Here is a 14,048-nt window from a genome sequence, read left to right as displayed (position 1 = left end):
ATAGACCGTGGATGAGTCATGTAATCAATACAGTTGAGGGAGATAGACGTGATCGAAGATACTTTGCTCGAGGCCGAGGAAAAGATGGACAAGGCCATCGAGGTCGCGAAAGAGGACTTCGCCGCCGTCCGCACCGGCCGCGCCAACCCCGCCATGTTCTCCAAGGTCATGGTGGACTACTACGGTGCACCCACGCCGCTGCAGCAGCTGGCATCCTTTGCCGTGCCGGAAGCGCGCACCTTGTTGATCACACCTTTCGACAAGTCTGCCCTGCATGAGATCGAGCGGGCTTTGAGCTCCTCCGAGGTTGGCGCCAACCCGTCCAACGACGGCACGGTCATCCGTATCATGATGCCCGAACTCACCCAGGAACGCCGCAAGGAATACGTCAAACTGGTGCGCACCAAGGGTGAGGACGCCAAGATTTCCGTTCGCAACGTCCGCCGCAAGGCAAAGGAGCAGCTGGATAAGCTGGTCAAGGACGGCGACGCCGGTGAAGACGAGGGCTCCCGTGCCGAGAAGGAACTTGACGCACTGACCAAGTCGCACACCGATAACATCGACGAGTTGCTCAAGCGCAAGGAAGTCGAGCTCCTCGAGGTCTAATGAAAGACCCCCAGCCTGCGCCGGACAGCTCCCCTGAAAAGGAGCCGCCCGCGTCCAACTCAGCGGCGCCCGCCTCTCCAGCGGATGCCGAGTACCAGTTCCCTTCGCGGAAAGCCCGTCGCATTGCCGAACTAACGGGCATGATTCCCATTGTGGTGCCAGGAAAGCCCTTGCAGGCGCAGCCCGTGCGGCAGCCTGATGCCTCGACGGCGGAATCCGAGCCCTTGGAGGGTGAGGCGTCCGACGCTGATACGTCCAGCCCGCAGGCTCTGGCCTCCGATGTGGTGAAGGACGACGTCGACGCCCCCCAGGACGCCGGCGCCGCGGAAACTGCGGACCAGGCTGCCGAGGAATCAAGCGACGCCGTCGTAGAACCGGACGCAGAGAAGGAGCCGGACAAGGCTGCTGACCCGGAACCCGAAGCTGAGTCGGAACCTGAAGCTGATCCGGAGCCGGAATCCGGCGCCGATACAGCTGCTGACCCGGAACCCGAGGTTGAGGCGGTGCCGGACAAAGCTTCTGACGCAGACGTGGACGCCGAGCAGGACAGGCCCACTAAGCCGACGGCCGACGCTGACCCTGAAACTGCGGTTGACCCCAGCGGCGAGTCGATTGATGAATCGTCCCTGCGGGCTCCCGTGTCGGCCGTTGCGGTCACCGGAATTCCTGCGGTGCCGCTTCCGGCAGGCCCTGTAGGCGCTCTGCCGGATGAGCTCGGGAACAAAAAGCCGCCACGCACACCCAAAGCCGGCCGTGATCTTCCGGCGGCAATCGCTGTGGGTGTCATCTTGCTTTCCTTGGTGATCGGCAGCCTGCTGTTCTTCCCGCTCGCGTTCGTTGTGGTCGCCACAGCATTTGTTGTTGTGGGGGTGTGGGAGGTAACCCGCGCCATCGGCACCAAGGGCATCAAAGCGCCCCTGACGCCTGTCATGATCGGCTCACTGGCCATGCCGGCGTCGGCCTATTTTGCCGGTTCCGAAGGCCTTCTCTTTGCCCTCGTTGCCAGCGCCGGAGCCACCTTATTGTGGAGGTCACTGGACCCGGAACCAGGCGCACTCAAGAGCATCCTTGCCGGCATATTTTCCTTGATGTGGATTCCTTTCCTTCTGAGCTTCGTCTTTTTGATGCTGCGCGGTGAACGGTCGCCCACGCTGGGGCTCACCCTTGACTTTGCGCACATCAATCCGGGTGTTGTTCAGGTGGTCATCATGCTTTTGCTGGTGGTTGCCAACGACACCTTCGGCTACTTGGTGGGCGTGCTGTTTGGCAAGCACCCCATGGCTCCCAAAATCAGCCCGAAGAAGTCCTGGGAAGGCTTTGCCGGCTCACTCGGCGGCGCAACGCTGGTGGCCATTCCCGCCACCGTGTTCCTGCTTGACGAGCACTGGTGGGTTGGGTTTGCCCTGGCCATTGGCATGGTCTTTGCCGGAACCGGTGGCGACTTCGCCGAGTCGATGATCAAGCGTGAACTGGGTGTGAAGGACATGAGCAACTTGTTGCCCGGACATGGGGGCGTTATGGACAGGTTGGATTCGATCTTGTTTGCAGCGCCCGTCGCCTACGCCACCTTTAGCGTTTTAGGTCAGATTTGATGCACACCGTGACTGCGTGCCCGGCCGGCACCCGCCCAAGTAAGTAACTCCCGAGGAATGACTGTGACTGTGGAACAAAAGACTCGAACTAACTCCAAGTTCAAACTGGTGGGCTCCAAGGACATCGGCTACAACGTCAAGCAGGTGGACGTATTCCTTGACCGCGCCCGCGCCTATTTCCTGAACCCGGACTCCAGCGGTAAGGCCATCACCAGCTTTGACGTCCGCACAGCATCCTTTGACCCAGCCCGCGGTGGCTACAACGCCCAGGCAGTGGATGCTGCCATGGACAGGATTGAAGACGAGTTCGTACTCCGCGAGAAGGAACTGCTCATCAACGCCGAGGGTGAAAAGGCGTGGATGATCAAGATCGGCAAGACCGCAACGGTGTTGCGTGCAAGGCTCCACCGGCCCGACGGCGAACGGTTCCGCCACCCCCTGCGGAAGAACACCCAGGGCTACAGCACCGCCGACGTCGACCTGCTCTGCCGCGAACTCCTCACCTACATTGAAGATAACGGTGAGCTCAGCGTTGACATTGTGCGCCGGGCCATTTTTGCACCAGCCAAGGGTGGTGGCGGATATGAGGAGAGCCAGGTGGATGCGTTCTTGGACCGCGTGGTGGAGCTTATGGCAGCCATCGACACCCCAGCTGGCAAGTAGCATTCCTAGCACCTAGTTGCCAGCGAACAGCCCATTCAGTGGTGATGTTCAGAGTTCTTGAGCTGCTGCACATTTGAAGGCAGCTGGGGATTGTGCTGAGATTCGCCATGCCCTGAGTGCGGCACTGCCAGTGATCCTGCGGCCGAAGAAGCCATGCCTACCGTGGCGACTGCCGCGACCAAAATAGATGCCGCGAACAGGGTTGCTACAAGCGCTAGCGCCGATGGTGCATGGTGGGTTCGAGCGTTTGATCGTGCTCGAGCATCGCTGGTGCGTTGCCAGCCCGCGACGGCGAGCACCGACAGTTCCAGCAGCAACAGGCCGGCCAATGTGAGGTCAAATGACCGGGTGGTCTCCGGCAGCCGCCACATCCCCAGCAATAGTGCGCCAAGGTGCAGGGCCGCAGCGACGGCTACGGTCTTTTGCGCTACTGCCGCCCACAGCAACTTAGTGGTGCGGAGTGCGGCAAACGCGTACAAAAGTGCTGCCACCGACCACGCGGAGGTAGCGATGATGGAGATCCACTGCAACCATGGCGCTGGCGCCGTGCCCCCCGCCAGTCCGGCGATAAGACTTGATGCGCCAGCGCCGCTTAGTGCTGCCACCCCGAGTGCAGCAAGGCTGACGTAGAGCGTGGTCAGTGGGTGCGCTGTGGGGGCAGGGAATGACGGGGCTGGGCGCGCGGCCCGGAGGGTTCCATGGCTAGCATGGAACCCCGGGCCCACGGGTTGGACGGTTGCCATGGTTAGGCGATTCTGGCGGTGGCGCTCCGGTCCTGCGACAGACCCACGGCCAGCAGCACCAAGGCGCTGGCCAAGTGGAGAACGTTATCGGCGCCGTTGAGCGCGATGATGTTCAATGCCGAACCCGGGAGGAAAAGGCCCACAATGCCAACCAGAAGGTAGACAGAGCCCACGGTGGAGTTGACCGTCTTGGCGGCCGTGACCGAGGTCAGACCTGCGATCAGCAGTGCCGCGCCGATGGCGAGGTGGATGACGTTGTGAAGCGGGTTGACCTCAAAGATGATCAAGTTCCGGCCTTCCGTGGCGAAGAAGCCGATCCCGCTGGTGACGAAGAATCCCAAGACTCCCACCAAAAGGTAGACAGCCCCAAAAACAGTGGCGAGTAACTTGTTCGGTGATGTACGCATGGCGTTCAATCCTTTTCCTCGAAGGCGAAGATGCCTGTCCGCCTTTGATTGACAGGGCCCTAAACGGAGCCCATAGCAGTCATTCGGAGGCATCGGGAGTTTGGATTGCAACAGGAGTCAATTTCTTTGGCGGGCAGAGCTCGCTGTGCTGGCTACCGTCTCGTGGCGCGGCCTAGCAGAGGGGTCATGCGGAAGGGAACCAGCTCATTCATGGCCAACGACGTCTCCGTGCGTTCCACGCCGTCGCAGGCCAGGATCTTGCCGTTGATGCGGAAAAGGTCCTCCGCGCCCTTGGAGACTACCCGTACCAGGATGTCTGCCCGGCCACTGAGACCGTGGGCCTCCACCACTTCCGGGATGGATGCCAGCGAGGATGCCAGGGCGCCAAGTTTTTGCTGCTGTACGTGGACGGATATGAACGCGGTCAGGGGATAGCCCATGGGTGCCGGGCTGATCCTGTGGTCAAAGGCCAAAAAGGCGTCCCGCTTTTCCAGGGAAACCATGCGCGCTTGGACAGTGTTGCGGGAGAGGCCGAGCTTCGCCGCCATGGCCACTACGGTTTGTCGGGGGTCCTCGACCATGGCTAGAAGGATCCGTGCGTCAGTGTCATCAAATGTAGGCATAATGCGCAGACTAGCACGGTCACTTCAATGGAGTTAGTGCATCCTGCTCAATTTTTCAGATGGATATTGCGCTGGTTGTCCGCTGTGAGTATGGTCACAGCTAAGGGTCGCAACGACGCCACCCTGCCGCGCGGGCACTGCCTTTGCGCGGGGATTGCGGGTCAGCGTCCACAAGACGCCCCGACTGACTGCCAGGGCTTAGCGCCTGTGGCATAACGCTAAGGAGGCGAACCACCGTGTTGGACGCAACAGCAGATCCCGGGACTTCACCACAACTAGGGCTTCACCAACTCATTGCCGCCGATGGGGCCGGCGTCGTAGATGAACTACTGGCGCCGTTCGTGGCAGACGTGGACGACGAGCAACTACTGGGGCTGTTGAGCGACATGGTGGTCATTCGGCGCATAGACTTCGAGGCCACAGCGCTCCAGCGCCAGGGTCAGCTCGCCCTATGGCCCCCCATGTTGGGGCAGGAAGCCTCCCAGATCGGGTCCGTACGCGCCCTGGCCGACGATGACTTCATCTTCCCCACCTACCGCGAAAACGGCGTCGCCTACTGCCGCGGAGCCGATCTCGCGGGGATCATGAGCACGTGGCGGGGAAGCGCCAACACAGGCTGGGACCCCCATGAGTTCAACATGGCCACGCCACAGATCATCATTGGCGCACAGACGCTGCACGCCACCGGCTACGCCATGGGACTAACCATGGACGGCAAAGAATCCCTGGCCATCGCCTACCTGGGCGACGGCGCCACAAGCCAGGGCGACGTCCATGAGTCCATGGTGTTCGCAGCCAGTTTCCAGGCCCCCGTGGTCTTCTTCTGCCAAAACAACCACTGGGCCATCTCCGAACCGGTGGGCCTGCAAGCACACGTTCCCATAGCCGGGCGGGCCCCCGGGTATGGGATCCCCAGCCTGCGGGTTGATGGCAACGACGTTCTGGCCGTGCTCGCAGCCACTCGTTGGGCGGCCACCCGGGCACGCAGCGGCGGCGGCCCCAGCTTCATCGAGGCGGTGACCTACCGGATGGGCCCCCACACTACGGCCGATGACCCCACCCGTTACCGGGGGCTGACGGAATTGGAGGAGTGGGGCGCCAAGGACCCCATCGCCAGGCTGCGCATTTTCCTGCAAAGCCGCGGAAAGCTCGACGCCGACCAAGAGGCAGCCATTGAGGCGAAGGCCGATGCTGTGGCCGCCGAGCTGCGGGCGGGCTGCATCGGAACACCCGACCCGGCGCCCATGAGTATCTTTGACAACGTCTACACGTCCCCCCACGCCATCCTGGACCGCCAGCGCGATCACTACGAACGCTATTTGGCCAGCTTTTCCGGTGCAACGGCAGCGAACACCCTTGTGGAAGGAACCCGGTCATGACCACCTTGACACTGACCCAAGCCATTAATGCCGGTCTGCGCAAAGCCATGGAAGACGATCCCAAGGTGGTGCTGCTCGGCGAAGACATCGGCACACTTGGTGGCGTCTTCCGCGTCACCGACGGACTGATGAAGGACTTCGGCTCACACCGGGTCATCGACACCCCACTGGCCGAATCCGCCATCATTGGCACCGCCGTCGGGCTCGCCTATCGAGGCTTCCGGCCCGTCTGCGAAATCCAGTTCGACGGTTTCATCTACCCGGGGTTCGACCAGATCGTCTCACAGGTGGCCAAGCTGCACATGAGAACCCACGGCCAGGTGCGCATGCCGTTGACCATCCGTGTCCCCTTCGGCGGCGGCATCGGCTCGCCCGAACACCACTCCGAATCACCGGAAGCCTACTTTGTGCACACCTCCGGGCTGCGAGTGATCAGCGTTTCCAACCCACAAGATGCCTACACCATGCTGCGTCAGGCCATCGCCAGCGACGATCCTGTCCTGTTCTTTGAGCCCAAGCGCCGCTACCATGCCAAGGGCGAAGTTGACCTGGAGGTGGACCTTTCTCGGGCGCCGTCCATGGGTGCTGCACGTATTGTCGCCGCCGGCACCGATGTGACGCTGGTGACCTACGGGCCGCTGGTGACCACGGCTCTCGACGCGGCCAAGGCGGCAGCCGATGAGGGTATTTCCATCGAAGTCATCGACCTCCGTTCGCTCTCTCCCGTTGACTACGGCCCGCTGGAGGAATCGGTGCGCCGCACGGGGCGCCTGGTGGTCACCCACGAGGCTTCCGAAACGCTGGGGCTCGGGGCGGAGATCGTCGCCGCCATCACCGAACGCTGCTTCAACTACTTAGAGGCCGCGCCTGTGCGTGTCACCGGGTTCGACATCCCCTACCCGCCCTCCAAGCTGGAAAAGCATCACCTGCCCGACCTTGACCGTATGCTCGACGGCGTGGACCGCGCCTTGGGCCGCCCCAACTCCCTCAGCGGGCTGGAAGGATGACCATGATTGTGGATTTCAAGCTCCCCGACCTCGGCGAAGGTCTTACCGAGTCCGAGATCGTTAGCTGGCAGGTGGCTGTTGGCGATACGGTGAAACTCAACCAGGTCATTGGTGAGGTGGAAACAGCCAAGGCCGTTGTTGAACTGCCATCACCTTACGCGGGCGTCGTGACTGGAATTAATCATGAGCCGGGCACCGTGGTGGAAGTGGGCCAGGTGATTATCTCCTTCGACGTTGCCGGGGAGGCGCCGGCCGTTAGCCCTGAACCTGCAAGTGATACGGCGCCGAAGCGGGTGCCCACACTCGTTGGCTACGGGGCCGATCCGGAGTCCTCGAAGCGTCCCTCCAGACGCGCGCGCGCTTTTCAGGCGCCAGTTTCGGTCACGGTTCCGGCGGCCCCAAGCACCCAGGTGCAGGCAGATCGGCCCCGCTCCACACCGCCGGTTCGGAAACTTGCGCGGGACATGGGACTTGACCTTGCCACAATACTGGGCACGGGGGAGAGGGGCCTGATCACCCGGCAGGATGTGGTTGCCTTTGGTGGTGACACAACCCCAGCGGTTGGGGTCACGGCTCCGGCGTCGTACCAACCCTCGGGGCGCAACGCGGAGCGGGAGGTACGCACCCCCATCAAGGGTGTGCGTAAATTTACGGCCGCGGCCATGGTGAAGAGCGCATTTACGGCCCCCCACGTCACAGAATTTCTTACCGTCGATGTTACCGAGGGCATGGATTTCCTGGCCCGGCTGCGGGCGAGCCGGAGCTTTGCCGACGTCAAGCTGACACCCCTGACACTCGCGGCGAAGGCGGTCTGTATTGGGATGGCCCGGCAGCCGTCGCTGAATTCGCGCTGGGACGAGGCCAACCAAGAGATCGTCACCATGAACTACGTGAATTTGGGGATTGCCGCCGCCACACCACGCGGGCTGATAGTGCCCAACATCAAGGATGCGCAAACGCTGGGTCTGCACGGACTGGCTGTAGCACTGGGAGAACTGGCCAGCACAGCCAGAAACGGAAAGACTCCACCGGCGGACCTAAGTGGTGGCACGTTCTCCATCACGAACATCGGGGTCTTTGGCATTGACGCCGGCACACCCATTCTGAACCCGGGAGAGGCCGGGATTCTTGCCTTGGGTGCGGTGCGCAATACACCTTGGGAATACCAGGGCGGCATTGCGCTGCGGCAGGTCATGACACTGAGTTTGTCCTTCGATCACCGCCTGGTTGACGGCGAACAAGGCTCTCGGTTCCTGGCCGATATTGGCGCCATCATGAAGGATCCGGCTATGGCCCTCGCCCTGGGCTGAACTGCCGCCGTAGTGCAACGTTGGGCTCTAGTAACGCCCGCGCGGCGGACGTATATTGGAGTTGACCCCCACTCTGGGAGCCAACTCGAATAGGAGGTTGGTATCAATGAAGAGGTGGAATCGCTGGCAAGATTTCGTTGCCGTGGCAGCTGGTCTGTACGCCGCGTTGTCAACCATGTGGACAACCCAACAAGGCAGTTCAATGGTCATGATGATTGGTTGTGGCGTCTTGTTGATGGCCGCCGGTGTCTGGAATCTCATGAGCCCGGGGACCCCCGTAGGTGAATGGGTACTGATGGTCCTTGGGGCTTTGCTGTTTATTTCCCCCTGGCTGGCAGGATACTCAGGCCATACAGGGGCAGCATGGACTTCATGGATCGCAGGCGGTGTGGCTCTGATCGCAGGTGTTTTGGCTATCCAGCCGAGCATGCGCGAGCACACAGTTGGCCACGATAAGGGACTGCCGGCGCACTAATTTGTCGCGATAGCTATCAGGCGCAAGGGATTGGATCACCTCGTTCCCACCCGCCAGAATTGGCCCGCAGGTCACGAAAAAGGAATCGTTGAAATTTGGCGATTCAATGCCCGTGGCCTGCGGGCCACTGCCTGTGCAGGACCGCGGCGGGTTAGGAACCGCTAGGCGGCAGTTGCGAGTTTCCGAGGAGGGTTGGCAAGCAGTGCCGACAACACCTGTCGCAGGGTCTCCGGGTTTGTCGGAGAGCCCACCAAGTATCGTGAGTACAGGCCCAGCCCGAGCACGGTGTGCACGATCGTAAGGCCGTCGACGTCCGGTGGTAACTCTCCGCGGTCAACCGCGCGTTGGATCAGCACCTCGGCCGCCTCATCGCGGCGGTTTAGAACCTCCGACCGCAAGTAAGCTGACACCTCCGGCTCCAGCATGGCCGTCCACGCGACAGGTGACATGCTCCCGAACTTAAGCAATGAGGGTCCCATGCTCATATGTTCCAACAGATCCGCCAACACATTTCCGTTGTCGATCTCGCTAGGGCCGGGGTACTCCGAGGCAATCGCAGTTGCCACCAACTGCGGTTTGGTTCCCCATCGGCGGTAGATGGTTGTTTTAGAACAGCCCGCGTCTGCGGCGACCGTTTCAATTTCTAGCCGGGGGTATCCGACGGAGCTGAGTTGGTTCAGGGTTGCTCTTAGGACACGCTCGGCGAGGGCTGAATCGAGTGGGCGGCCACGTCGCGGAGCATTGATTTGAGCAGGTTTTGGAGTGGACATCGTGGGTAACAATAGCATTACGTTCTGGCAACGTGCGGTGATGTTCCATGGGGTGGACATCGCCACGGGCTATTGGGGCCTGCGGTGGGTCTCAGACGCCCGTGAGTCCCGCCCACGCCATGGCTTCCAACGTAGGCCGGGCCGCCACGGCACCGAAGCGGCCACCCTGCAGATGGACGCTGTGCGGGGTGGAATTGATCAAGCCGAAAATCGCGTGGGCTTGTAGCCGTCGCAACACGGCGTCACGGGCGGGAAACAACGTGCCCAAAACCTCCACCCATAGTTCAACATAGCCTCGTTGCAGCAACCGGACCTGGCGGAGGTCCGCCGGGCTGAGCGCGTCAAGGTCTCTGTCCTGGACCCGGATCACGTCGGGTTTTCCCAGGGCGAAATCGACATGGAAGCTGACAAGTTCACGCAAAGCGGTGCCGGCGTCGAGGTTCCGCTCCAGGACTTCACGTCCGCCAAGCAAAAGGTCCTCGCTCACACCCACAAGGAGGGCGCCCAGGAGTGCCTGCTTGCTGCTGAAATGACGGTAGACAGCGGGGCCACTGACACCCGCCGCGGCCCCCAAGTCCTCAATGGACACGCCGTTGAAGCCGCGCTGGGCGAAAAGGGTCGCGGCGGAGGTCAGGAGGATGGCGCGACGGTTGGCCTTGGCCTGGGTGCGTGCGTTACTGGCTGGCTCGCTCATCTTTTTCCTTGTGCTGGACATCACTGAATTCATCTACTAACCTGAAACTCAGTTAGTGGTTACTAACTTAGCATCTACTGCTGAAGATCGGACAAATAGTCGATGGAGACTTTGCAATCCCGGATTGAGCCAGGTGGCGAGGCCTTTGCGCGCAACGATACCGGGCAACGCACGCTGGTGGCCGAGCTGCGCGAGCACCTGCGTGTTACGGCGCTGGGCGGACCGGAAAAATCCCGTGAGCGCCACATTGCTCGCGGAAAGCTTCTGCCGCGCGATCGCATCGACCACCTGCTCGATGACGGCAGCCCGTTCCTGGAGATTGCACCGTTGGCCGCGAATGGGATGTACGACGGCGCGTCCCCCGGTGCCGGGGTGATCGCCGGCATTGGTCTGGTGCACGGGCGCCACGTCATGGTTCTCTCCAACGACGCCACGGTCAAGGGTGGCACCTATTACCCGATGACGGTCAAGAAGCATCTGCGTGCGCAGGAGATCGCTCTTGAGAACAAGCTGCCGTGCATCTACCTGGTGGACTCTGGCGGGGCGTTCTTGCCCAAACAGGATGAGGTGTTCCCCGACAAGGAGCACTTTGGCCGGATCTTTTTCAACCAAGCCCAAATGTCTGCCCGGAAGATCCCGCAGATCGCCTCCGTCATGGGCTCGTGCACGGCCGGTGGTGCGTATGTGCCCGCCATGAGCGATGAGACCGTGATCGTCCGCAACCAAGGCACCATCTTCTTGGGCGGACCGCCGCTGGTCAAGGCCGCCATCGGCGAGATCGTCACCGCCGAGGAACTCGGTGGCGGCGACGTGCATTCAAGGATTTCCGGGGTGGTGGATCATCTGGCGGAGAACGATGAACACGCACTCTCCATAGTGCGTGACATTGTGGCCACCCTGCCGCTGAACCCGGCACCTGCCTGGGACGTGTCCAAAAGCGTTGAACCTGAGGCGGAGCCTGGCGAGTTGTATGGCGCGGTTCCCACGGATCTGAACACCGCCTACGACATTCGCGAGATCATCGCCCGGCTGGTAGACGGAAGTAAGTTCCACGAATTCAAGAAGAACTACGGCACCACCTTGGTGACGGGCTTCGCCACCCTGCACGGCCACCCCGTGGGCATTGTGGCCAACAACGGGGTTCTGTTTAGCGAATCGGCGCTCAAAGGCGCGCACTTCATTGAACTGTGCGACCAACGCGGAATTCCGCTGATTTTCTTGCAAAACCTCAACGGCTTCATGGTGGGCAAGGACTACGAGCACGGCGGCATCGCCAAGCATGGGGCAAAGATGGTCACCGCTGTCGCCACCGCCCGCGTGCCCAAGCTGACGGTTATTGTGGGCGGTTCCTTTGGGGCCGGCAACTACTCCATGTGCGGGCGGGCGTACTCGCCACGGTTCCTGTGGATGTGGCCGGCCGCGCGCATCTCCGTCATGGGCGGCAACCAGGCATCCTCGGTGCTCGCCACCGTCAAACGTGACCAAATTGAGGGCCGCGGCGAGGACTGGTCCGCGGACGCCGAGGAGGCGTTCAAAGCCCCCATCAAGGCCCAATATGAGGATCAAGGCAGCCCGTACTACTCCACCGCCCGCCTCTGGGACGACGGTGTCATTGACCCGGCCGACACCCGCACCGTGCTGGGCCTGGCCCTGGACGTCTGCGCCCGGACCCCGCTGCCGGAAACCTCCTTCGGCCTCTTTAGAATGTGATCCGCTCATGACACCTCTTTTTGACACCGTCCTGGTGGCCAACCGCGGCGAGATCGCCTGCCGCGTCATCCGCACCCTGCGAGCCTTGGGGATCCGCTCCGTTGCCGTCTATTCCGAGGCCGACGTCGGAGCCCGCCACGTGCGTGAGGCCGATACGGCCGTGTGCATTGGTCCGGCCGCCGCCAGCGAAAGCTACCTTTCCATCCCAGCCATAGTGGCCGCCTGCCAGGAATCGGGGGCCCAAGCCGTCCACCCCGGCTACGGCTTCCTCTCCGAAAACCTGGCTTTTGCCCAGGCCCTGGCGGAGGCAGACATCACCTTCATCGGCCCCAATATTGAGGCCCTGAACGTCATGGGTGACAAGATTCGGTCCAAGAACCACGTCACCGAGGCGGGTGTGCCGGTAGTGCCGGGCATTTCAGCGCCCGGACTCACCGACGCGGACCTTATTGCCGCCTCGGCCGACATCGGCTTTCCCCTGCTGATCAAGCCGTCCGCTGGCGGCGGAGGCAAGGGCATGCACGCCGTGTGGACCCCGGAAGAACTGCCAGCCACTCTGGCCACAGCACGGCGGGTGGCAGCCAGCTCCTTTGGCGACGACACGCTCTTCCTCGAACGCCTGGTCTCCACCCCACGCCACATCGAAGTGCAAATCCTTGGCGACAACTTTGGCCACGTCATTCACCTGGGGGAGCGCGAATGCTCGCTTCAACGCAGACACCAAAAGGTCATCGAGGAAGCGCCCTCACCACTGTTGTCTGGCCTGAGAGACGACGGCGCCACCCGGGCCCGCATCGGAGCCGCCGCCTGCGCGGCTGCCGCCAGCGTCAACTACACCGGTGCCGGGACCGTGGAATTCCTGGTCTCGGATGAGAATCCCGAAGAGTTCTTCTTCATGGAGATGAACACTCGCCTGCAGGTGGAACACCCCGTCACCGAGATGGTGGCGCGGGTGCGCGGCGAAGCCCTGGATCTGGTGGAATGGCAGCTTCGCATCGCCGCCGGGGAGAAGATTGACTTCACGCAGGCGGATGTCACCCTGGAGGGCCACGCCATCGAGGCGCGCGTTTATGCGGAGCAACCGGCCGAGGGCTTCCTGCCCGCCACCGGAACCCTGGCCGCCCTGGATGAATCGGTTGCGCTGCGCCCCGGCGTCCGGGTGGACAGCTCGTTGGTCTGGGGTCTTGAGATCAGCTCCAACTACGACCCCATGCTGGCCAAGGTCATAGCCTGGGGGAAAGACCGCGCCGAGTCGCTGGCCAGGCTGGACGCTGCGCTCGCCGATTACGTGGTTCTCGGCGTGCCCACGAACGTGGAATACCTCCGCCTGCTCCTGGCCGATCCCGACGTGCAGGCCGGTCGCCTCGACACCAACTTGATCGAGCGCAAGCTGCCGGAGATGAACTTCCGCCACGTGGACGCCGCCGACTACGCAGCCGCGGCCTTTGTTGCGCGGGCCGGTGCGGCCGCGGTGCGCCGCCAGGAAGCACCGTCTGATAGCCCGTGGCACCGCACCGACGGGTGGCGGCTCGGCGACCCGACACCGTGGCGCAGCAGCTGGGCGGCGCCTGACCGCACCGGCGTGGTGACAGTCAGCGGCACGGAGGACAACAACGGCACGGATGGTCCCGACGTCGTCCATGTCAGTGGACTGAACGGAACGCAGGAGGTGCCCGCGTCGGTGGAAGGCTACGCCTTCGCCCTGGCAGGGGACACCGTGTTCCTGGGTAGTGGCGGGTGGAGTGTGGCGCTCCAGCGGCTGGACCGCGACGCCGCCACGGCGCGCATGTTGGCCGGGCTGGAACGCGAATCTGCCGCAGCCGACCCGCAGCTGCGCAGCCCCATGCCCGGCACCGTCACCGTGGTCAACGCCAAAACAGGGGACTGGGTCGAAGAAGGCACGGTGCTGCTGGCGGTGGAGGCCATGAAGATGGAACATCAGATCACCGCAGCCATGGCCGGCACGGTGCACATCGCCGTCAGCATCGGTGCACTGGTCAAGGCAGACCAGATTGTCGCAACAATTGTGCCGGATGAAGCAAAACCAACCAACCCTGAAGGGGAATGAC

At 62.4% G+C, this 14,048-nt stretch carries 14 protein-coding genes; 9 read left to right on the top strand and 5 right to left on the bottom strand.

Annotation, left to right across the window (positions count from 1 at the left end; translation table 11 throughout):
- The first annotated feature begins 48 nt into the window (after window positions 1–48).
- The 3 genes from frr (at window position 49) to CXQ94_RS15260 (ending at window position 2,861) form a co-directional block, all read left to right on the top strand.
- Complete coding sequence (gene frr, locus CXQ94_RS15270; protein WP_104091434.1) at window positions 49–606, top strand: ribosome recycling factor; 558 nt, start codon at window positions 49–51, stop codon at window positions 604–606.
- The gene (locus tag CXQ94_RS23255; protein WP_306418910.1) at window positions 606–2,198 is read left to right on the top strand and encodes a phosphatidate cytidylyltransferase; all 1,593 of its coding nucleotides are present in this window, start codon (window positions 606–608) and stop codon (window positions 2,196–2,198) included. Before frr ends, CXQ94_RS23255 begins: the two co-directional genes overlap by 1 nt.
- A 69-nt stretch (window positions 2,199–2,267) precedes the next feature.
- Window positions 2,268–2,861 (top strand): DivIVA domain-containing protein, encoded by a 594-nt coding sequence (locus CXQ94_RS15260; protein WP_258067122.1) that lies wholly within the window; start codon window positions 2,268–2,270, stop codon window positions 2,859–2,861.
- Window positions 2,862–2,896: 35 nt separating this feature from the next.
- Here the strand turns inward: CXQ94_RS15260 and CXQ94_RS15255 are convergent, their stop codons facing one another.
- From CXQ94_RS15255 to CXQ94_RS15245, 3 genes are all read right to left on the bottom strand, one after another.
- Window positions 2,897–3,604, bottom strand: a complete 708-nt coding sequence (locus tag CXQ94_RS15255) for a hypothetical protein (protein WP_104091432.1) — start codon at window positions 3,602–3,604, stop codon at window positions 2,897–2,899.
- Window positions 3,605–3,606: 2 nt separating this feature from the next.
- Entirely contained in the window at window positions 3,607–4,011 is a 405-nt protein-coding gene (locus CXQ94_RS15250) for a DUF4383 domain-containing protein (RefSeq protein WP_104091431.1), read from the bottom strand.
- Between the two features lie 152 nt (window positions 4,012–4,163).
- On the bottom strand, window positions 4,164–4,634 hold the full coding sequence (locus CXQ94_RS15245) for an Lrp/AsnC family transcriptional regulator (protein WP_104091430.1): 471 nt from the start codon (window positions 4,632–4,634) through the stop codon (window positions 4,164–4,166).
- Between the two features lie 293 nt (window positions 4,635–4,927).
- On the opposite strand from CXQ94_RS15245, the gene pdhA reads away from it, so the two are divergent.
- From pdhA to CXQ94_RS15225, 4 genes are all read left to right on the top strand, one after another.
- The gene (gene pdhA, locus CXQ94_RS15240; protein WP_258067121.1) at window positions 4,928–6,013 is read left to right on the top strand and encodes a pyruvate dehydrogenase (acetyl-transferring) E1 component subunit alpha; all 1,086 of its coding nucleotides are present in this window, start codon (window positions 4,928–4,930) and stop codon (window positions 6,011–6,013) included.
- A complete protein-coding gene (locus CXQ94_RS15235; RefSeq protein WP_104091428.1) occupies window positions 6,010–7,020 on the top strand; it encodes an alpha-ketoacid dehydrogenase subunit beta in 1,011 nt (336 codons plus the stop codon). Before pdhA ends, CXQ94_RS15235 begins: the two co-directional genes overlap by 4 nt.
- 2 nt (window positions 7,021–7,022) lie before the next feature.
- Entirely contained in the window at window positions 7,023–8,330 is a 1,308-nt protein-coding gene (locus tag CXQ94_RS15230; RefSeq protein WP_104091427.1) for a dihydrolipoamide acetyltransferase family protein, read from the top strand.
- 106 nt (window positions 8,331–8,436) lie between these two features.
- Window positions 8,437–8,805 carry an SPW repeat protein gene (locus CXQ94_RS15225; RefSeq protein WP_104091426.1) on the top strand — a complete coding sequence of 123 codons (369 nt, stop codon included), beginning with the start codon at window positions 8,437–8,439 and terminating at the stop codon, window positions 8,803–8,805.
- Between the two features lie 161 nt (window positions 8,806–8,966).
- Here the strand turns inward: CXQ94_RS15225 and CXQ94_RS15220 are convergent, their stop codons facing one another.
- Window positions 8,967–9,575, bottom strand: a complete 609-nt coding sequence (locus tag CXQ94_RS15220; RefSeq protein ID WP_181034245.1) for a TetR-like C-terminal domain-containing protein — start codon at window positions 9,573–9,575, stop codon at window positions 8,967–8,969.
- A gap of 91 nt (window positions 9,576–9,666) precedes the next feature.
- The gene (locus CXQ94_RS15215; protein WP_104091424.1) at window positions 9,667–10,269 is read right to left on the bottom strand and encodes a TetR/AcrR family transcriptional regulator; all 603 of its coding nucleotides are present in this window, start codon (window positions 10,267–10,269) and stop codon (window positions 9,667–9,669) included.
- Window positions 10,270–10,371: 102 nt separating this feature from the next.
- On the opposite strand from CXQ94_RS15215, the gene CXQ94_RS15210 reads away from it, so the two are divergent.
- Window positions 10,372–11,979, top strand: coding sequence for a carboxyl transferase domain-containing protein (locus CXQ94_RS15210; RefSeq protein WP_104091423.1), 1,608 nt, complete (start codon window positions 10,372–10,374; stop codon window positions 11,977–11,979).
- A 7-nt stretch (window positions 11,980–11,986) separates the two neighbouring features.
- Window positions 11,987–14,047 carry a biotin carboxylase N-terminal domain-containing protein gene (locus CXQ94_RS15205; RefSeq protein WP_104091422.1) on the top strand — a complete coding sequence of 687 codons (2,061 nt, stop codon included), beginning with the start codon at window positions 11,987–11,989 and terminating at the stop codon, window positions 14,045–14,047.
- Window position 14,048: the final 1 nt, after the last annotated feature.

This window comes from Arthrobacter sp. GMC3, assembly GCF_002929305.1.
Taxonomy (GTDB): domain Bacteria; phylum Actinomycetota; class Actinomycetes; order Actinomycetales; family Micrococcaceae; genus Specibacter.
Note: the sequence above shows the minus strand (reverse complement) of the source record. Positions and strands in the feature narration are given on the sequence as shown.